Annotated in this window: 15 protein-coding genes; 5 read left to right on the top strand and 10 right to left on the bottom strand. The window is 47.1% G+C overall.

The features are described 5' to 3' along the window. Positions 1-46: 46 nt before the first annotated feature. The 6 genes from NGM44_RS08750 to leuS all read right to left on the bottom strand — a co-directional run bounded on the left by NGM44_RS08750 (position 47) and on the right by leuS (position 9,031). Positions 47-952 carry a 1,4-dihydroxy-2-naphthoate polyprenyltransferase gene (locus NGM44_RS08750; protein WP_253223288.1) on the bottom strand — a complete coding sequence of 302 codons (906 nt, stop codon included), beginning with the start codon at positions 950-952 and terminating at the stop codon, positions 47-49. 109 nt (positions 953-1,061) lie between these two features. Beyond that, positions 1,062-3,095, bottom strand: coding sequence for a MacB family efflux pump subunit (locus NGM44_RS08755; protein WP_371923485.1), 2,034 nt, complete (start codon positions 3,093-3,095; stop codon positions 1,062-1,064). 8 nt (positions 3,096-3,103) lie between these two features. Then, positions 3,104-4,438 (bottom strand): efflux RND transporter periplasmic adaptor subunit, encoded by a 1,335-nt coding sequence (locus tag NGM44_RS08760; RefSeq protein WP_253223289.1) that lies wholly within the window; start codon positions 4,436-4,438, stop codon positions 3,104-3,106. Positions 4,439-4,866: 428 nt separating this feature from the next. Then, positions 4,867-5,886, bottom strand: coding sequence for a DNA polymerase III subunit delta (gene holA / locus NGM44_RS08765; RefSeq protein WP_253223290.1), 1,020 nt, complete (start codon positions 5,884-5,886; stop codon positions 4,867-4,869). Continuing rightward, positions 5,886-6,401, bottom strand: coding sequence for a hypothetical protein (locus NGM44_RS08770; protein ID WP_253223291.1), 516 nt, complete (start codon positions 6,399-6,401; stop codon positions 5,886-5,888). The genes holA and NGM44_RS08770 overlap by 1 nt, the downstream gene beginning before the upstream one ends. Then, positions 6,401-9,031, bottom strand: coding sequence for a leucine--tRNA ligase (leuS, locus tag NGM44_RS08775; RefSeq protein ID WP_253223292.1), 2,631 nt, complete (start codon positions 9,029-9,031; stop codon positions 6,401-6,403). Before leuS ends, NGM44_RS08770 begins: the two co-directional genes overlap by 1 nt. 120 nt (positions 9,032-9,151) lie before the next feature. On the opposite strand from leuS, the gene NGM44_RS08780 reads away from it, so the two are divergent. After that, positions 9,152-9,541 (top strand): ArsC/Spx/MgsR family protein, encoded by a 390-nt coding sequence (locus NGM44_RS08780; RefSeq protein WP_253223293.1) that lies wholly within the window; start codon positions 9,152-9,154, stop codon positions 9,539-9,541. 55 nt (positions 9,542-9,596) lie between these two features. On the opposite strand, the gene NGM44_RS08785 is transcribed toward NGM44_RS08780, so the two are convergent. After that, on the bottom strand, positions 9,597-10,562 hold the full coding sequence (locus tag NGM44_RS08785; protein WP_253223294.1) for a hypothetical protein: 966 nt from the start codon (positions 10,560-10,562) through the stop codon (positions 9,597-9,599). A gap of 222 nt (positions 10,563-10,784) precedes the next feature. On the opposite strand from NGM44_RS08785, the gene NGM44_RS08790 reads away from it, so the two are divergent. Beyond that, positions 10,785-12,029: a lipoprotein-releasing ABC transporter permease subunit gene (locus NGM44_RS08790; protein WP_253223295.1), complete on the top strand. Its 1,245-nt coding sequence runs from the start codon at positions 10,785-10,787 to the stop codon at positions 12,027-12,029. Between the two features lie 9 nt (positions 12,030-12,038). After that, positions 12,039-12,713: a lipoprotein-releasing ABC transporter ATP-binding protein LolD gene (gene lolD / locus NGM44_RS08795; protein WP_253223296.1), complete on the top strand. Its 675-nt coding sequence runs from the start codon at positions 12,039-12,041 to the stop codon at positions 12,711-12,713. A gap of 85 nt (positions 12,714-12,798) precedes the next feature. On the opposite strand, the gene NGM44_RS08800 is transcribed toward lolD, so the two are convergent. From NGM44_RS08800 to ppc, 3 genes are all read right to left on the bottom strand, one after another. After that, positions 12,799-13,950, bottom strand: coding sequence for an ArgE/DapE family deacylase (locus tag NGM44_RS08800; protein ID WP_253223297.1), 1,152 nt, complete (start codon positions 13,948-13,950; stop codon positions 12,799-12,801). A 335-nt stretch (positions 13,951-14,285) separates the two neighbouring features. Beyond that, entirely contained in the window at positions 14,286-15,602 is a 1,317-nt protein-coding gene (locus tag NGM44_RS08805; protein WP_253223298.1) for an ArgE/DapE family deacylase, read from the bottom strand. A 65-nt stretch (positions 15,603-15,667) separates the two neighbouring features. Then, entirely contained in the window at positions 15,668-18,421 is a 2,754-nt protein-coding gene (ppc, locus tag NGM44_RS08810; protein WP_253223299.1) for a phosphoenolpyruvate carboxylase, read from the bottom strand. Positions 18,422-18,681: 260 nt separating this feature from the next. Between ppc and NGM44_RS08815 the strand changes: the two genes are divergently transcribed. Both NGM44_RS08815 and NGM44_RS08820 read left to right on the top strand, forming a co-directional pair. Next, complete coding sequence (locus NGM44_RS08815) at positions 18,682-18,927, top strand: DUF333 domain-containing protein (protein WP_253223300.1); 246 nt, start codon at positions 18,682-18,684, stop codon at positions 18,925-18,927. Positions 18,928-19,003: 76 nt separating this feature from the next. Then, positions 19,004-19,435, top strand: coding sequence for a MarR family winged helix-turn-helix transcriptional regulator (locus NGM44_RS08820; protein WP_253223301.1), 432 nt, complete (start codon positions 19,004-19,006; stop codon positions 19,433-19,435). The last annotated feature ends 8 nt before the right edge of the window (positions 19,436-19,443 follow it).

Here is a 19,443-nt window from a genome sequence, read left to right on the forward strand (position 1 = left end):
ATGATCTGCCAAAGCCTTATGCAGCAAGGGTTTTGGTAGTCAGATTTTAGCCAAAAATTTTATCCAAGATCAAACCCAAGCTGAACAAGCCATTAAAAATAAGCGTCAAAATCGCCATTTGTGCAAGTAGTGGGCGCAATTCAAGCGGGCTTTGGCAGTGATACACAGCACGCAGATGGCAATAAAGTAGCAGAATACTAAGCATAAATAGCCATCGCCACAGCGAGCCGTCTGTTATCAATACAAAGGTAGCATCTAGGCAGAGCGACAAAATGAGTAGCAGTGCGTGATAATGGCGTGCATTATGCGCGCCAAGCTTGACAGCAAGGGTGAGTTTGCCTGCTTGATAGTCTTGCTCAATATCGCGTAAGTTATTGATATTTAACACAGCAGCAGCCAGCAATCCTGTGGCAATGGCAGGCAGAAAAATCAGCGGTGTGATGATATGTGTCTGTAAATAAAAACTGCCACCAACGCCCAATATACCAAAAAATATCAGCACCGACACATCGCCAAGTCCGCGATAGCCATAGGGTCGTGCGCCCATAGTATAGGCGATCGCTGCAATGATGGCACACAAGCCTAGGGTTAAAAATATCAACAAATCCACCATACTTTGTACCGCCACCAACAGTAAAGTACTGCCAGAGATGACACACAGCGCAATCACCACCATCAGTGCTCGGCGCAAGGCATGACTGTCAATGCTGCCTGTCTGAATGGAGCGCACAGGTCCGATGCGCTCGGCGGTGTCACTGCCTTTTTGGTGATCGCCATAATCATTGGCAAAGTTTGATAAAATCTGCAAAAGGAGCGTCGTGACTAAGCATAATAATGCAATGGTTGGCTCAAATGCGTCTTGCCAAAATGCCAGCGCACTGCCCGTGATGATACTGGAAGCAGCGACGGGCAAAGTCTTTGGGCGAGCGGTGATGATCCAAGGATTCGGCATGGGTTTTGGTTTGTAATGATGATTTGAATGATACTTGTATTGTATAAAGCGATATTTAAGATTGCAATAAAAAACCGATGATAGCTGTGTGCATCATCGGCTGTTTGGGTTAGTTGTGGCTTAACGCATCCACAGGATTTAGCTGTGATGCACTGCGCGCAGGTAAGAAGCCAAAGACCACGCCAATCAGTGTTGAGCAGATAAAAGCTGCGACGATGGATAAGGTCGAATATACGACGCTAAAATTCCCGCCAGCAAATTTATTAATCAGCTCACCAATACCAAAAGCAAGCGCAACGCCCAAGATACCACCAAGTAAGCACACCAAAATCGCTTCGATCAAAAACTGCTGCATGATGTCGCTTTGGCGCGCGCCGACCGCCATGCGCACACCGATTTCGCTGGTGCGTTCGGTGACAGATACAAGCATGATATTCATCACGCCGATGCCGCCGACGATCAGCGAGATGATGGCAATGGACGATACCAGCAAGGTCATCGTGCCTGTGGTGGATTCGACCGTCTGACGGATGGAATCGGTATTCATGATATTAAAATCATCGGTGCCGTGCCGTGCTTTGATCAGATCACTGATGGCGGTTTCGGCGACTTTTGATGGCGTACTTTCATCGATCAGCACCACGAAGCGATCAATAAAACTCTTGCCAAGCATACGGTGCATGACGGTGTTGTAGGGCATATACAGCTGTGGCGTGTTATTGACGCGTCCAAAGCTCGTGTTTTTGCTTGATAAAACGCCAACCACTTGCCCTGGTACATTGCCAACCAAGATGATTTCGCCAATCGGATTGCCTTGACCATTAAAAAAGGTTTGATAAGCGTTATTATCAAGGATGATGTCTTGGGTGAGATCATTGATATTTTGACTACTAAAACCTTGCCCCATCACCAGTTTTTCACCAGTGACAGTCAGATAATCTTTGCCCACGCCACTGACGCTGGCGGTGGCTTCGATGTTCTTGTAGCGTGCGGTGACATTGCTATCTACTTGGGGGCTGACGCTTTTGGCATATGGCTGTGCGGCGACGGCATCGGCATCGGCGGTGGTGAGATTGTCATGTCCATAGCGGCGGCGCGGATCGCCAAAGGGATAGCCGTCGATGACGGTGATGGTGTTTGTGCCCAGCTGATTGATGTCGGCTAGGATTTTTTGTTGTGAGCCTTGTCCTAGACCGACCACCGATACCACCGATGCGATACCGATGATGATGCCAAGCATGGTGAGTAAGGTGCGCATTTTGTGCGCTTTCATCGCGTAGATCGACATCTTAAAGGCTTCGGTTAAGCGGTCAAAAAATCCCAATAGGGCGTTTTTACTCACCGATTTTTCACGGCTATGATCATCGTGCGTACTTGGCGTGCGTACTTTGGCGTGATCGGTATAATAATCATTGATCACTTGACCGTCTTTTAATTCGATCACGCGCTCAGCTTCACTGGCAAGCTTCGGATCGTGAGTAACCATGATGATGGTGTGTCCGCGATCTTTGAGCTTGTGCAAGATTTTCATCACTTCGATGCCTGAGTGACTATCAAGCGCACCTGTCGGCTCATCAGCAAGGATGATGTCACCGCCATTCATCAAAGCACGCGCGATAGAAACACGCTGCTGCTGACCGCCTGAGAGTTGATTGGGGCGGTTGTGTAGTTTTTCGCCCAGTCCCAATTCGCCAAGCAATTGCGCGGCACGCTCTTTACGCTTAACGGTATCCATCCCTGCATAGACAGCAGGCACCGTGACATTATCCAAAGCATCGATGTCACCAAGCAGATGATAGCGCTGAAAAATAAACCCAAAATGTTCGCGGCGCAGGCGTGCCAGCTCTTCGGTGTCCATCTCATCGACCGCGCGCCCAAAGATGCGATACTGTCCACCACTTGCTTTATCAAGGCAGCCTAAGATATTCATCAGGGTTGATTTGCCCGAGCCTGACTGACCGATGATGGCGACCATCTCGCCTTGGTATAGTGTCAGGTTAATCCCGTGCAAAATGCGAATGCTGCTATCGCCTGCAGGAAAATCACGCACCAAATCACGCACTTCGATCAATGGTACTTTATCTGGTGGCGATTGATTTGCAAGCATTGGTTCTGATGGCTGTTTATTGGAAATATCCGTCATGCCATCACCTACATCAAGCGCGGTGCATTGCCGCGGCGATTATTGTCACTGTTATTGCCGCTGCCATTATCGCTGCTTTGTTCGCCGATGATGATGGTGTCGCCATCTTTTAGCCCTGATGTGATTTCAGCATTGACGCGGTTATTGATGCCGACACTGACTTCTACAGGTTTGGCAAAGCCATCTTCGCCTAGGATACGCACCATGGTTTTGCCGTCTTGTTCGATCAGTGCTGATGATGGTACGATCAGTACATCGCGCGCAGCATTGATGATGATATTGACTTGCGCGGTCATATCGACGCGAAATTTACCTTCATGATTATCCACATCCAGATAGCCGATATAATACACCGCGCTGTCAGTACTGCTCGTGCTGCTGATGGTCTCAGGTGCAGGCTCGATACCGCGTAGCATGGCATCGTATTGAATGTCAGGATTGCCAATGATATTAAAGCGCGCTGGCATATTTGGCGTGATGTTCACGACATCCGCTTCTGAGATCTGCGCATTGATACGCACGCGGCTTAGGTCGGCTAGGGTGACGATGGTCGGCGCTGATTGATTGGCATTGACGGTGGTGCCTTGTTTTTGGCTGACTGAGACGATTGTGCCGTCCATTGGTGCGGTGATGGTGGTATAGCGCAAATCTTCTTGGGCGGTGACGACATCATTGCGCGCTTTGGTGATGGCGGCTTGTTGGCTGTCGATGGCAAGGCGTGCGTTGCTCACTTCGGTGAGCGCGTTATTATAGCTGGCTTGTGCGGCAGCAAGATTGGCTTTGGCAATGTCCAATGTCGTGCGCGCATCGTCGTATTCTTCGCGGCTGATGGCATCGATGTCGATCAATCCTGCTAAGCGGTTAAAGCTTTGTTCGGCTTTTTTTAGCTCAGCTTGCCGCGTGGCAATCGTGGCTTTGGCACTGACGACATCACCTTCGCGACTGGCAAGATCACCGCGTGCTTGATTGAGTTTAGACTGTGCTTGAGCAAGGCTGGCTTCGGCATTGGAGACGACATTTTTTTGCTCGACTTGGCTGATCTGTGCGATGACATCGCCTTTTTTGACATGATCGCCGACATCGACATACAGACGCACGATTTCACCAGAGACCTGCGCGCCAACATCAACCGTTTCGATGGCTTTGATTTTGCCTGATGCCAATACGGTGTTTTCAATGTCGCCTTTTTTGACGGTAGTGGTGAGATATTCAGGGGCGATAGGGTCAGGGTTTAGCTTTTTATAACCAAAAAAAGCCAATATCGCAAGGATAATGGCTAAGACGATCCATTTGATATACGGGGTGAGCTTGATCGGTTTGCGAACAGGTTTGCTAGAAGTCATAAAATTACTTGGGTCAATGCATGGTCTGATCAATCAAAAGATAAGTTTGGCGTATTTCAAGCTTGTGCTTATTTGCACATCTTATTTTGATGATAAAATGACCGTTTTATCGTCGTATTGTTAAAATTAATCCGTGTGAATGATAACAATTTTTATTTAGAGAAAAATTTGAACGAATGTAACTTATGTAGTGAAATGTTGTATTTTTGTAAATTTAGGGTTGGGGTGGTGGTTTAATTTATAAATTTTTATAAGTAGGGTGTTAAAAAATTAAAAAAAATTTGGGGTGTGTCCCGCGCGCCAATTTATCATAGATATTTGATTTTTATGATAAAATTTGCAAAAATTTTGCGAAATTGATGCATAGGGTATTTTAATGGTGCATGGAACGCACCCTGCGCTGCCGATTGTGCTTTATGAATTGCCAATCACCCTAACAAACCCACACCGCAAATCATCATCACAACCCGTTCAAATTGCCGCCAAGTATTATCATCGCTAAGACCTTTGATGCTTTTATCAATGGCATAAATCTCGCTCAGCAGCTGATTAATCATCATCGGTGATAAATGGTGCGACAGTGTGTGATAGCTGTGTTCTTTATTGCGCCAAATGCCAAGGCTTTGTGGATTTTTGCCTGCTTGCAGTCCTGCGACGGCTTGCACATCTTTATTAATTGCCCATAGGATGATGCTTGGTGCGGTGTCGGTCTGCTTAAGGTGGTGTAGGATTTTTAAAGATTGCGTGGCGTTTTGCTGAATCAGTGCATCGGATAAATCAAACACACTAAAGCTGCCACCATCGGTCAGTAGCGTCATCAAGGTGTCAGCATCAATGGCGGTCGGCGTGCTTTGATTGGGCGTGGTGTGGTTAAATGACAATCGCCACAAGGTCTGATAAGCATTCAATAAATCATGCTCGGTATGGCTCATCAGCACTTGCCATGCACCACGGTCAAGACTGAGTGAGAGTTCCTGTGCTTTAAAGGCTAGGATTTCTTGCCGCTGATTTTCGTTATAGACATTGGCATCGATCAGCGTGCCATGCGTCTCAAACAGCTTTACAGCTTTGGTGGCTTGCGCTTTTTTGTCTTGCTTGGGTAAAAGCCAAATCAAATGGTTCCGACTTTGACCATCTTTGATGTCTTGGGCGAATTGCTCAAGCTCGGCAAGGGCAGCAGCATCCGGTTTATGCTTACCTGTCACGATGATGGCACTGGCATCATCAAACAGTGACAGACTGCCAAGTTCATTGATGACTTCTTGCCACTGCTTAGGGCTGCCAAGCTCAATACGCTTGATGACTTGATGATGCGCGCGCCAACTGGGACGGCAGGCATCAATGAGCCACTGCAAGGTCAATGGTTCATCAGAATGCGCAAGCCACAAGCCACTGACAGCAGGGGTCTTGGCAAGTGACTGTAAAATCGCCAAAAAGCGTTGCTGCACTAGGGTGTACCCTTGCTGCCTGACTGTGTGGCAAGCGCGTAATACTGCTCGGCGATGCGCTCGGCTAAGTTATTTTGCAGCCAGTTTTGCGCTTGTTCGCCTTGCTGATCGCTGGTGGCGACAGTACCTTGGTTGTACTGATAACTGCGCTCGACTTGGATCGGATAGCTGTGGGTCTTGCCATCGACTTGATAAGTGACATCCGCCATCAATAATAGACGCACTTCGGTCAAAATCCCAAGCAGTTCATAGCGGCGATAGCGCAAATTATCAATGCGAATCTGCTGAGCGGCATCACTTGTGCTATTGACGCCAAGCTGAGACAGACGCGTTTCAAGCTTGTATTTGAACGCATATGCCGTTGGGTCATCGGCAGTGCTGATGGTGACTTGATGATAGGCAGGGGCAAGCTGTTGGCTGTTAGTCCCCACGCCACGCAGTGCAAAGCCACAAGCGGTCAGTGAAAAGACACTCACCGCAAGTAGGCTTGCACGGATTAGGTTATTGGCTTTCATTAGCTACCTGTTACGACGAAGCTGATCAGTTTATTTGGCACGACGATTTCTTTTTTGATTTCGCCGGTGATGAACTTGGCAACACCTTCTAGTGCTTTGGCTTCACGGATTAGCGTATCATTATCGGTGCCAACAGCAACTTCCATTTTGCCGCGTACTTTACCATTGACCTGTACAACCATTGTGATGGTGTCATTCACCAGTGCTGATTCATCCAGAGCTGGATAAGTGACTGTACGAGTGTCCACACCAAGTTGGGTTAATAGATACTCACCGACGTGTGGTGCGTATAGTGACAGCATGGCAAGCAAAGCATGGATGGCTTCGTGGCGTACTGCTAGCTCATTATCATTTACTACTTCAAAGCTTGCGATCTCATTGCACAGCTCCATCAGACTAGAGACTGGCGTATTTAGTGCCAAATGCTCACCTAGGCTGACATCAATTTTGGCGATGGTTTCGTGTGTCTTACGGCGTAGGTCTTTGGCAGCTTTTGATAAATTGGCTTTATCGATATCGCCAATGGTTTTATCACTAATGGCATCAATATGTTCGCCAACGGTACGCCATACTTTTTTGACAAAGTTATGCGGGCCTTTGAGTGCTGAATCTGACCATTCTAGTGTCTGATCAGCAGGGGCGGTGAATAGTGTGTATAGACGCACTGTGTCCGCACCGTATTGCTCAATGATTTCTTGGGGATCGACACCGTTGTTTTTAGATTTACTCATCTTTTCGATTTTGCCGATGATGACAGGTTCGCCATCAGCTTTGAGCGTCGCGCCACTGACTTCAGTACCATTCATCACAAGGTCGATCTCATGTGGGAAATAGTATGACTTTGAGCCATCGGAATTTTCACGATAATAAGTACCAGCCAGTACCATACCTTGGGCAAGTAGATTGGCAAATGGCTCATCACCGCTCACTAAGCCTTCATCACGCATCACCTTGTGGAAGAAGCGTGCGTATAGCAAATGTAGGACAGCGTGCTCAACACCACCAACATACTGATCCACAGGCAGCCATTTGTCAGCTGCAGCACGGTCAATCATTTGTGTGTCGTCATGTGGGCTGGCAAAACGCTGTGCATACCAGCTAGACTCCACAAAAGTATCAAAAGTATCTGTCTCACGCTCGGCAGGCTGACCGCATTTTGGGCAGGTGCAGTTGATGAATTCTGGCATATTTTTGAGTGGATTACCACGACCGTCAGGGATGACATCGGTCGGTAGCACCACTGGCAAATCTGCTTCATCGACAGGGACAGTACCGCAGTATTCGCAGTTCACCATCGGAATTGGGCAGCCCCAATAACGCTGACGGCTCACGCCCCAGTCACGCAGGCGATATTGAATGGTGGCTTTGCCAAGATTTTTGGCACTGACGATTTCTTCGACTTTGGCGGTGGCATCAGCTGATGATAGACCGTCAAGTACGCCTGAGTTGATGCAGTAGCCTGTGTCTTTGTCGCCGTACCATTCTTGCCACTCACGGCTGTCGTATTGACCTTGTTTGTCTTTGAAGTCAATGACTTGGGTGATTGGCAGGTTGTATTTATTGGCAAATTCAAAATCACGCTCATCATGCGCAGGAACGCCCATTACTGCGCCTGAGCCGTAGCTCATCAGTACATAGTTGGCGACCCAGACAGGGACATTTTCGCCAGTGATTGGGTGGGTGGCAAATAGACCAGTATCCATGCCGACTTTTTCGGCTTTGGCAAGGTCGGCTTCTGCCACCGAGCCTTGTTTGCATTCGGCACAAAACTGTGCAATCGCTTCGTTTTGCTTGGCAGCGTATTGTGCCAAAGGATGCTCAGCAGCTACAGCTAGATAGCTGACGCCCATCACGGTGTCAGGGCGAGTGGTGAATACACGCAGTACATCGTCATTACCATCGATATGATAAGCAAAATCCAGCTCCATACCACGGCTTTTGCCAATCCAGTTGTGCTGCATTGATAGTACTTGTTTTGGCCAATGACCTTCTAGGGTTTTTAGGTCATCAAGTAGCTCATCAGCATAGTCGGTGATCTTAAAATAGTACATCGGGATGTCGCGTTTTTCGACAATCGCACCTGAGCGCCAGCCACGACCATCCACCACTTGCTCATTGGCAAGGACGGTATTATCCACAGGATCCCAGTTTACGGTGGCAAGTTTTTTGTACACCAAGCCTTTTTTGTAGAGTTGTAAAAACAGCCACTGCTCCCAGCGATAATATTCAGGCGTACAGGTGGCAAATTCACGAGACCAGTCAATCGACAGACCCAACGCCTTTAGCTGCTCACGCATATTATCGATGTTTTGGAAGGTCCACTTGGCAGGGGCGACCGCATTGGCGATGGCGGCGTTTTCGGCAGGCAGACCGAACGCATCCCAGCCCATCGGCTGCATGACATCATAGCCTTTTTGGCGATAATAACGGCTTAGCACATCGGTGATGGCATAGTTACGCACATGACCCATATGTAGTTTGCCACTTGGATAAGGGAACATTGACAGCATATAGCGAGTTGGTTTATCGCTTGGCTCGTTGGTGGTGTGATAGCGTTTGTCATTATCCCATTGGGCTTGCAACTGGCTTTCGATGCTGGCAAAATCATAATTTTCTAAAGAAATTTTCATGTCTTTATCCAAAATAGCAAATTAAAATTAAATTGTGAAAAATAACATCGTATTATACCGAAAAATGCCAAGAATTTGCTATAATTTGCCAAATTTAACCAAAAAACTTTGGGGGATGTGATGACAATCACGGTTTATGGCATCAAAAATTGCAATACCATGAAAAAAGCCTTTGATAAATTGGGCGAGCTTGGCGTGGCTTATGAGTTTTTCGATTATAAAAAATCAGTACTCGATGGCAAGACTTTTGCGGAGTTTATTACCAAGTTTGGCGCGGATAAAGTGGTGAATAAAAAAGGCACAACCTACCGTAAATTTGACGATGCAACCAAAGCGCTGATCGATGATGCCATCGGCAATCCAAGTGATGAGAACATCGCGAAGCTGTATGAGATTGCTAAGGACAATCAAAGCTTATTAAAACGCCCAGTCATCATCGGCGATAAAGATGGTAAGGCAGTCGCGGTGATTGGCTTTGATGATGCAGAATACCAAGCGGTGTTTGGGTGATTTTTAAACTTTTATCAACAAAAAAGCCATCATCGCGATGGCTTTTTTGCTCGGCTTATTTCACCTGCTTTTGATTATCCGCATAGATGGCGCATTGTAGCCAAATATTGGCTTGGATATAATCATGCACTTGAATGCCATCGGTGGTGTCATTACTCACCGCAGCGATGCGCACGACGAATGGATCAGCATCAGGCTCGCGCAGGATCACCACATCAAATAAGGTGATGTCTTTATCAAAAAACTGCGTGTGCGATTTGCCTAAGACCTGACCTTGACACCAGGCTTCATCTTCTTGACCGAAAGTTTCGCCGTACAGATACGCGCACATATGCCCAAGATTGATCTCAACAGGGGCAAGCTCGCCACTGTCTTCAGGTTGCCATGCGCGGATTTTCTCATCGATGTCATCAGGGATTTTGCCGTTGTTTTTGGCGACGATGTCATTAAAGGCGCGATGATGGCGGATGGCTTCTTGATCTTCGACCAAGATGGTTTCGTCTTGGTTACTCGGCTCGATGTGGTACGCCCACGCACTGAAATTAACATAGTATTTCTTCGGTGTGCGATAGTCGGTGCGATTGGCGGCATACAGCTGATCGAAAGCATAGACGGTCGCGCCATCTGGGGTGCTTAGGCACAAAATCGCATCCGATGTCGAATCACAGCGGATGATGCGATCGATTTGGCAAGTCATACCGTATGGGCTGTGTACCGCAGGGAAAGCATTGATGAATGCTTGTGGCTTGCCTTCAGACATGGTTAAGATTTGTTTGATATGACAAGTGTCATTCATGCCAAGTAAAAGCTTGCTGTTATTTTCGCTGTTTTGGCGGCTTAGACCATGTGGCAAGGTTGCTTTATCCAGCATCGACTGCAGCCAAGTCGGGACATCCCCTGCGATATCATCGGTCAAAATCGCCCAATGATCGCCGTGACTGGCATTGACATCACAAGGCAAATCGATCTTAACTGGAGTGGTTTCAGGTGAGTAGTGAAACTTAAAAGTTTGAGTGCTCATGATAAATTCTCAGTGACAATTGTCCCTTACATGGGGATAAGCACAAAAATATCAAGCCTAAATATGGTGATTTTCGCCAAGACAAATGCGGTAAAAAATTTGCTGTCAATTCTCCCAATGGTATAAAAATTGGTAAATTATCAGGCTTTGGCGAGGCTTTTGTTGGTGTTTGGGTGAAAAAATGCTAAACTAATCGGATTATTTACTTAAGTGGAAAAATCTATGTTTCGTCCTTTGGCGCTGTTTATTGGGCTTAGATATACTAAGGCAAAGCGCAAAAACGGTTTTATTTCTTTCATTTCCCTGATCTCGATGATTGGGCTTACGCTGGGTGTGGCGGTGCTGATCACGGTGTTGTCGGTGATGAATGGCTTTGATCGCGAAATCAAATCGCGCATCCTAGGCATGATTCCGCAGGCGGCAGTGATGTCATCGGATATCATCAGTGACTGGCAGCCTTTGGCTGAGCGTATCAAAACCGAAAATAAAGATGTGCAAGCAATCGCGCCATTTATTCAGCTACAAGGGATGCTCACCGCGCAAGGGCAGGTGGCTGGCATTATGGTGACGGGCATTGAACCTGAATACGAAAAGCAAGTCTCGATCGTCGATGAGCACATGACCGCAGGCAGTATTGATAATCTAAAAGCAGGTGAGTTCGGCATTGTGCTTGGTGAGTCGATGGTGTATTCGATGGGGTTACAACTGGGCGATCAAGTCACCTTGGTACTGCCAGAAGCCACGCCATCGGCAGCAGGGGTGATTCCGCGCTTTAAGCGTTTTACCTTGGTTGGCGTATTCCATATCAATAAAGAGATCGATGATGTGATGGGCTTTGTGCAGATGCGTGATGCTGGTGTGATGCTTAGGCTGCCTGAAGGGGCGCAGGGTTTGCGCATGAAGCTTGATGATATTTTCACCGCACCAAAAGTGGCAAATAATGCGGTCAATATTGATCCGATGCGCCTACATAGCACGGACTGGACGCAGACGCATGGCAGCTTGTTCGGTGCGATCCAGATGGAAAAAGCGATGATTGGCTTATTGCTATTTTTAATCGTCGTCGTCGCTGCCTTTAATATCGTCTCAAGCCTTGTGATGCTTGTCACTGACAAAAAATCAGATATTGCTATTTTAAAGACCTTCGGTGCATCGCCCAAGCTTATCATGCAAGTATTTATGGTACAAGGTATGATCATCGGCGTGATTGGTACGGTCGTGGGAACGGCACTTGGGGTGACTTTGGCGGTATTTGTCAATGACATCGTCGTCGGTATCAGCAGTGTGTTTGGTGTTAGTTTGTTTGACGGCAGTGTGTATCCTGTGGACTTTTTACCATCAGAAGTGCAAGTGCTGGATGTGGTGATGATCATGACCGCGTCGTTCTTACTGAGCTTTTTGATGACGGTATATCCTGCGCTACGAGCATCTCGTATCGAGCCTGCGCAGACTTTGCGCTATGAATAAGGGGGCGTGATGAGTATTATTCTAGAAGCCAAAAACATCAGCAAAGTCTATGACGAAGGCAAAATCAAAACCACCGTACTGGCAGGGCTGGATCTCACTGTCCATGCAGGCGAGCGCATCGCCATCGTCGGTAGTAGTGGCTCGGGCAAATCGACACTGCTGCACTTGCTTGGCGGGCTTGATACACCAACCACAGGCGAAGTCTGGCTAAAAGGCGTCTGCCTAAATCAGCTCAATGAGACACGCCGTGGCGAGCTACGCAATCAGCATCTAGGCTTTGTGTATCAGTTTCACCATCTACTCGCTGAATTTAGCGCCACCGAAAATGTCGCCATGCCACTACTGATGCGAGCTGATGTCAGCATCAAAGAAGCTGAACGCCGTGCCAATGCATTGCTTGAGCGTGTGGGGCTGGGTCATCGCCTGCATCATCGCCCAAGTGAGCTGTCTGGTGGTGAGCGTCAGCGTGTGGCGATCGCTCGTGCTTTGGTCACTGAACCTGCATTGGTCTTGGCAGATGAGCCGACAGGCAATTTGGATGATGAAAATGCCACTGCGGTGTTTGAGCTATTGACCGAATTGCAATCATCCATCGGCATGGCACTACTGATGGTGACGCATGATAGACAGTTGGCTGCCCGTGCTGATAAGATTCTTGAGATGAAAAGTGGTCAATGGGCATAATGCTAGATTAAATGACTCATAATAAAAGTGCAAAATGACAAAAGGCAGAAATTCGTTTTCTGCCTTTTGTGTTGCCAGGCTTGGATTATTTGGATGCGGTACTAGGCGTCAGGTACCGACTGATGACCTGCTCATAGACATCAATAAATGCCAAATACTGCTCAAGTGGCACCCGCTCATCAACCTTATGATTGAGCATTGGAATACCTGGCCCATAGATGGCTAGGTCTATGTCATCACGATGTCGCAAAAACTGCGCCGCATCCGTCGTGCCTGAGACGGCCATCGGTGAGATTTGTGTTTTGCCAAATCGCTGCTTGGCAGCACTCAGATCTTGCTTAAGTACAGACTGCATCAGATCGAACTGCGCCGACACCCCAAGTGAGGGCTGATCCTTGACTGTGTCGATGATGGCATCGATCAGTGGTGATGATGCTTTGGCTTCTACTGGCGGCAGATCGGCGGTGACTTCTAAGGAGAGATTGAGTTTTTGTTCGCTGTTGAGTTGATCAATGATGCGTTGAATTTCGGCAATCACTGCTTGATTATCAAATTCAGGCACGGTGCGAGCATTGGCTTGATATTCCGCATGGTCTGGGATGGAATTGATTTGATTGCCACCTTTAATCAAAGTGACATTGCTAAATCCTTTGCCAAGTATGGCGTTATCAGCGGTATTGAATTTTTGTTGTAGCTCGCCATTGATGGTCGTCATCGCTAGCGTGAGTGCGTCGATGGCATTTTTTCCTACGGTAGGCATAGATGAATGTGCAGCAACTCCTTTGGCGATGACTTTATAATTCAGCGATCCTTTGTGTGCATGAATGATGCCGACATTACTTGGCTCGGCAATCAGTAGGCCATCGACATCATCCATGTAGCCAAGGGTAGTGAGCTGATTTGCACCAAGTTCACCAATCTCTTCGCCGACGGTGGCGATCAGTCGAATCGTACCAGTAAAATTTTTGGTCTCATTCAGCCGAATCATCGCCATTACCAGTGCCGACAATCCTGACTTCATATCCGATGCACCCCGACCCCACAGCACACCATCGTCATCAATGTGCGCCGAAAACGGTGGATGCGTCCACTCGGCAGGGTTGCCAGCATCAACGACATCCATGTGTCCTGAGATGGCAAGCGTTTTACCCTTGCCATTACGGATCTCGGCGATCAGATTGCTGCGACCAGGCGCATAGGGAACCAAAGTCGCCTGAATGCCGTGCGATTTCAGCACATCACGCAGATACTCAGCAACCTGGGCTTCATGGTTGTTTTTTTGATGGAATTTGGATTATATCTCGCAAAATACGGATGGATTCGTTAGTGATGGGATCATAAGTTGGCTTGGTACTTGCCAAAGCAGGCGTCCCAAATAGCAATCCTGTTGCTAGCATCAATGACATCAAGGCTTTTATGGTACACTCCATTGTATGGTATGAGCATACATTACAGCGTTGATGGCAAGTTTGCAAGGTGAGCGCTTATCCAAACTTTGACCACAGGGTCAAAAAAAGCCATGCACGCATCGATGCATGGCAAAATCAATCAGATCAATATGCATGACCAAGATTACGATTTGCTATTTAAGTAATTGGTAATGATTGCTTGATATGCATCGATAAAATCAAAATACTGTCCGATATTGATCCGCTCATCGATTTTATGGTTCAGCATCGGGATACCTGGCCCATAAACCGCCAAATCCACATCATTATGATGGCGCAAAAACTGTGCCGCATCGGTCGTACCTGATGCTGTGATCGGCGCAAGTCCCTTGGGGAATCTTTTGGCAAGGGTGCTTAAGTCTTGGTTCAGTACTTGACCCATGCTATCTAGTAGATAAGGCACTTGCAATCTTGGCAGATCTTGGGTGGTATCGATGATGCTGCAAATCAAGGGTGAATCTGGTGCGGCGTATACAGGCGGCTGATCGGCGGTGATGATTAGACTTAGCTCATAGCCGTCTTGGGCGTTCAGCGTATCGATGATGGCTTGGATGTCATGGATTACCGCTTGGTTATCATACTCAGGGATGGTGCGGGCATTGGCTTCAAATTCGGCATGATCTGGAATGGAATTTACCTGCGTGCCGCCTTGGATGAGCGTGATATTATGCAGGGTATTGCCAAGTAGTGGATTGGTGATGGCATCAGCCTTGGTGCGAATATCGGCAGTGATCTGCATCATGGCGGCGTTCAGCTGCTCGATGGCGTTATTGCCAAGCTCAGGCATCGATGAGTGTGCAGCGACCCCTTTGGCGATGACTTTATAATTCAGCGAGCCTTTGTGGGCATGGATGATGCCGACATTGCAAGGCTCAGCAATCAGTAAGCCATCGACATCATCCATATAACCAAGCTTGGTCAGCTGCTGAGAGCCGTATTCGCCAACTTCTTCGCCGACGGTCGCCATCAGGCGGATTGTGCCAGTGAAGTTTTTGGTCTCATTCAGATGAACCATCGCCATCACCAGTGCAGCAAGGCCTGATTTCATATCCGATGCACCCCGGCCCCACAGCACACCATCATCATCGATATGTGCCGAAAATGGCGGATGCGTCCAAAGACTAACATCACCAGCACTCACCACATCCATATGTCCTGAGATGGCAAGCGTCTTACCATTGCCATGATGAATTTCAGCAACCAAACTTGACCGATCTTTACAAAACTCAACCAGCTCTGATGAGATGCCATAAGACGCCAAAAATTCCTGTAAATGCAGAGCGACTTTGGCTTCATGATCGTTTTGGCTGTCAATTTTGATTAAATCGCACAGCAGTGTCAATGCTGTACGCTGCTCGTTACTGATCTGCGGAGCGGTGGGTTTATTATTGTTAGTGGCATTTAAATCGGTAGATAAGTGATCTAATAAAGTTTCGCACATAGGATACTCTTTTTTTGGTTTATAAAATAAAAAAGGTGAAACCATAAGTTTCGCCGATGAATGGCTCAGCCGGTATTTCGCAGACCCTGTGCTACGCCATTGATGGTCAAGTGAATCAGCTGTAATAATCGAGCATCATCAAAATTATCACTGCGATCCAGCGACTGCTCGCCACGGCGTTCTTTGAGTAGCAGTACCTGTAGCCAGTTTAATGCATTCAAATACGGTAGGCGCAGTGCCAATGAGCGCGCCAACGAGCGGTTGTCTTCAAGCAAAGTTTTATGCCCAGTCAGCTTTAACAGGGCTGATTTACTGCGCTGATATTCTGCTTCGATCATCGCATAGATTGCCTTGGCGGATTCTTGGTTTTCGGCAAGTTCGACATAAGTCTTGGCGATGGACAAATCAGTCTTGGCAAGCACCTGCTCCATGTTTGACAGCATCGCGTAGAAAAATGCACTGTCATCGGCATGGGTGATCAGCTGCTCTAAATGATCATTATCATCAGCGATTAGGCTTTCGATCGCAGTACCAAAGCCATACCACGCAGGCAACATCAAGCGGTTTTGCATCCAAGAAAATACCCACGGAATGGCGCGTAAGTCCTGAATGCGTGCAAGACTCTTGCGGCTAGCTGGGCGCGAGCCGATGTTCAGCGTCGCAATCTCGGTAATCGGACTGGTTTGCAAGAAATAATCAATAAACGCAGGATGTTCAATCAGCGCACGATAATGGTTAAACGCGCGTTCAGACAGCGATGACATCAAGCCAAAATCAGGCGTCATGGTCGCATTTGGTAGCACGGTAGCTTTGAGCGTCGCAGCGACCAGCACTTCCAGATTGTGCTCGGCATTATTGGCTTCGGCGTACTTGGCAGTGATGACTTCGCCTTGTTCAGTGATGCGGATTTGACCTGCCACCGAGCCTGCAGGCTGTGCCAAAATCGCTTCAAATGATGGACCACCACCGCGACCGACACTGCCACCACGACCATGGAATAGGCGCATTTGCACTTGATGTTTCTCAAAAATCTGCACCAATTTTTCTTCGGCTTGGTACAGTGACCACTGACTGGTGACATAGCCGCCATCTTTGTTGCTGTCAGAATAGCCAAGCATGATTTCTTGGGTATTGTTGCGGCTTTTGAGCAGGCTTTGATACCACGGTTTGGCAAGTAGCTCATCCATTACGCCAATGCAGTTTTGTAGTGCTTCGATGGTCTCAAACAATGGCACAATATTGACGCGCGATGTCGGCACGCCATTTTCTACTTTCAAAAGCCCTGTCTCTTTCATGATCAAGGCAAGCGCAAGCATATCGCTGATGGTTTCGCAGTTTGAGATGATGCTTTGTTGGATAGCTGCTTCACCATAGCGATTTTTGATATCTGCCGCTGCCAAGAAAATATTCAGCTCTTTGGTGGTCTGCTCATCGTACTCGACATAATGGCTGTACAATGGGCGGGCGGTGGCAAGCTCACGCAGTAGCACGCGTTGGCGCGCGGTCTCAGATAGGCTCAAATAATCTTCCAAATCGGCGTGCTTGAACAAATCATGCACCGTCTCAGCATGGATCTGCGCGTGCTGACGCAAATCCAGTGGCATCAGATAAAAGCCGAACAAGCTCACCGCGCGCATTAAATCAGTCAAGCGACCTTGGGCAAGATATTCACTGCCATTATCGGTCAGCGAGCGGTGCAGTTTTTGTAAATCTGCCAAAAACTCATCGCTATTGGCATAAGCATCCGCCTTACCAAAGCGACAACCATAATCCAGATCCAGTGCATTACTGCTCGCAACGATACGCGCAGAGATCAGCGCAACCGCTAAGCGATACGGCTCTTCAGCGCGTGAAATCAGCTTTTCTGGCGAGTTTTCTGCCATCTTAAGCACATCATCATTGACTTTCACACGGCGAATCGACAGCGGCAGCTCTTGATACAGCTCGCCCAATTGATCGCGATAAAAATAAAACAGTGCCGCACTTTGACGCTTGAAGGCTTGGCGCAGCGTATCAGCATCGACAAAAGGGTTGCCATCACGGTCGCCACCGATCCAGCCACCGATGCGAATGACATCAGGCAAGATGGTCTGTGGATAAGCTTCATTCAGCTGATGACCTAGGCGCGCATACAGACGTGGCAAGGCTTGGAAAAAACTTAAATCAAAATACGCCACGCCATTGATGATCTCATCAGAGACATTGAGCTTAAACGGGCGCGTCTCATTGGTCTGCCATAGGGATAGCAGCACGGTTTTGATTTGGTTGGTGAGTTTTTGTTTTTGATAGCCGACCGCGAATTGAAAATCGGTCAATAGCGCGCGGATTTGGCGATGAAGCTTTAGCACGCTTTGACGCTGTACTTCGGTTGGGTGTGCGGTCATTACAGCGCTGATATTGATTTTGTTTAATTCGCTTTGTAGCTGTGATGGAGTAATGCCGCTGTTTTCGATTTGGTTTAATACCCCTGCAAAGCTTGATGAATTCGGCGTTAAATCTTGTGCTTCATAGCTTTGGCGACGGCGCGCATGGTGATGATCTTCAGCGATATTTAATACTTGCGCAAATAGACTGCAGGCGCGGATTAGGTTTTCGGTTTGGCGGCTGTTGAGCTTCGGCAGGGCTTTTTTGATCACGGTTTCAGGGTTGCCACCTTCGATCAGCTGATGAATGGTCTCAGCGACGATCGGCGAAGTCTGCTCTTCAAGCACATCAAGTAGCGCGCGGCTTAATAGCTCAGTATCGGCGATCAGTGGTAGGTCTTTTTCTTGGTCGAGAAACTCAGCAGGTGTGTTTTGGTTGGATTTTTTGCTGCTCATGGTGGTTTCCTTATCATGCAAAATTACATGGTTTACATTATTAATAAACAAAACTTATCTAAAGAAAATTTATTCATACTTTATGGCATATTACACCAGTTTGATGAAATTTTAAAGTCAAAAATGCAGATTTTCTTGGCTGGTAAATTTAGTAAAAAATAAGACTGCTTTCCCTTGCATTTCCCCAATTTTTCGGTATAATACGCCAAAATTAGTAAATTTTAAGACTAATTTATCCATTCAGCATTTTAGGAATTTTTATGAAAATTTTAACTTTAGTGACATTGGGAGTTGCCATGCTTTTAACCGCTTGCACTACAACCAATAATACTACCGAACCAGAGCCTATGATTGGTATGGCAAATCCTGTTTCAGAATTTTGCGTAAAACAAGGCGGAAAATTAGAACCTCGTAAAGATAAAGATAGCGGTAAATATGCGATGTGTCATTTGCCAAATGGTCAAGTGGTAGAAGAATGGGATTATTTTCGCAAGCATAGCAAATAATACCTGTTCTCACCATTTGTGGCATGGCGTAATGTAATTTACGCCATGTTTTTTTAGGGAATATTAAGAAGATGTGATGAATTATTTTAATGAACTTGGCAATGCCATTGCTCAAATTGATGGTGCAGTTGAACATTGGATTGTCAAACTTGGCTTAACTTATAATCATTTTGCGGTATTGTATAGCTTGGCGGACAATGCAGATGGCATAACTCAAAAGCAAATTTGCGATGAGTGGTATATTCCTAAGCAAACGATTTTTAATATTTGTAAAGAATATAAGGAAAAAGGCTTACTTGAATTTTACCCAAGTGCGACCGATAAGCGTGAAAAAATCATGCGTTTGACGGACGCAGGTAGGGCGATTGCCAAGCCGATTTTGGCAAAAACGCATACGCTCAGCGAACAGGCTTTTGCTGAATTTGGTACAGAAAAAACCGCTCAATTATTTGCTTTAATGCACGAATTAAGTGCTATTTTTAACAGACATATTGAACATCATGACTGATTTGACCT

Origin of the sequence: Moraxella sp. FZFQ2102, from assembly GCF_024137865.1 — a bacterium.
Lineage (GTDB): Bacteria > Pseudomonadota > Gammaproteobacteria > Pseudomonadales > Moraxellaceae > Moraxella.

What these genes read in the sequence shown, in the direction of transcription:
- NGM44_RS08750 (WP_253223288.1), bottom strand. Translation starts at nt 952, where the DNA reads ATGCCGAATCCTTGGATCATCACCGCTCGCCCAAAGACTTTGCCCGTC.
- NGM44_RS08755 (WP_371923485.1), bottom strand. Translation starts at nt 3,095, where the DNA reads ATGACGGATATTTCCAATAAACAGCCATCAGAACCAATGCTTGCAAAT.
- NGM44_RS08760 (WP_253223289.1), bottom strand. Translation starts at nt 4,438, where the DNA reads ATGACTTCTAGCAAACCTGTTCGCAAACCGATCAAGCTCACCCCGTAT.
- NGM44_RS08770 (WP_253223291.1), bottom strand. Translation starts at nt 6,401, where the DNA reads ATGAAAGCCAATAACCTAATCCGTGCAAGCCTACTTGCGGTGAGTGTC.
- leuS (WP_253223292.1), bottom strand. Translation starts at nt 9,031, where the DNA reads ATGAAAATTTCTTTAGAAAATTATGATTTTGCCAGCATCGAAAGCCAG.
- NGM44_RS08780 (WP_253223293.1), top strand. Translation starts at nt 9,152, where the DNA reads ATGACAATCACGGTTTATGGCATCAAAAATTGCAATACCATGAAAAAA.
- NGM44_RS08785 (WP_253223294.1), bottom strand. Translation starts at nt 10,562, where the DNA reads ATGAGCACTCAAACTTTTAAGTTTCACTACTCACCTGAAACCACTCCA.
- NGM44_RS08790 (WP_253223295.1), top strand. Translation starts at nt 10,785, where the DNA reads ATGTTTCGTCCTTTGGCGCTGTTTATTGGGCTTAGATATACTAAGGCA.
- lolD (WP_253223296.1), top strand. Translation starts at nt 12,039, where the DNA reads ATGAGTATTATTCTAGAAGCCAAAAACATCAGCAAAGTCTATGACGAA.
- NGM44_RS08805 (WP_253223298.1), bottom strand. Translation starts at nt 15,602, where the DNA reads ATGTGCGAAACTTTATTAGATCACTTATCTACCGATTTAAATGCCACT.
- ppc (WP_253223299.1), bottom strand. Translation starts at nt 18,421, where the DNA reads ATGAGCAGCAAAAAATCCAACCAAAACACACCTGCTGAGTTTCTCGAC.
- NGM44_RS08815 (WP_253223300.1), top strand. Translation starts at nt 18,682, where the DNA reads ATGAAAATTTTAACTTTAGTGACATTGGGAGTTGCCATGCTTTTAACC.
- NGM44_RS08820 (WP_253223301.1), top strand. Translation starts at nt 19,004, where the DNA reads ATGAATTATTTTAATGAACTTGGCAATGCCATTGCTCAAATTGATGGT.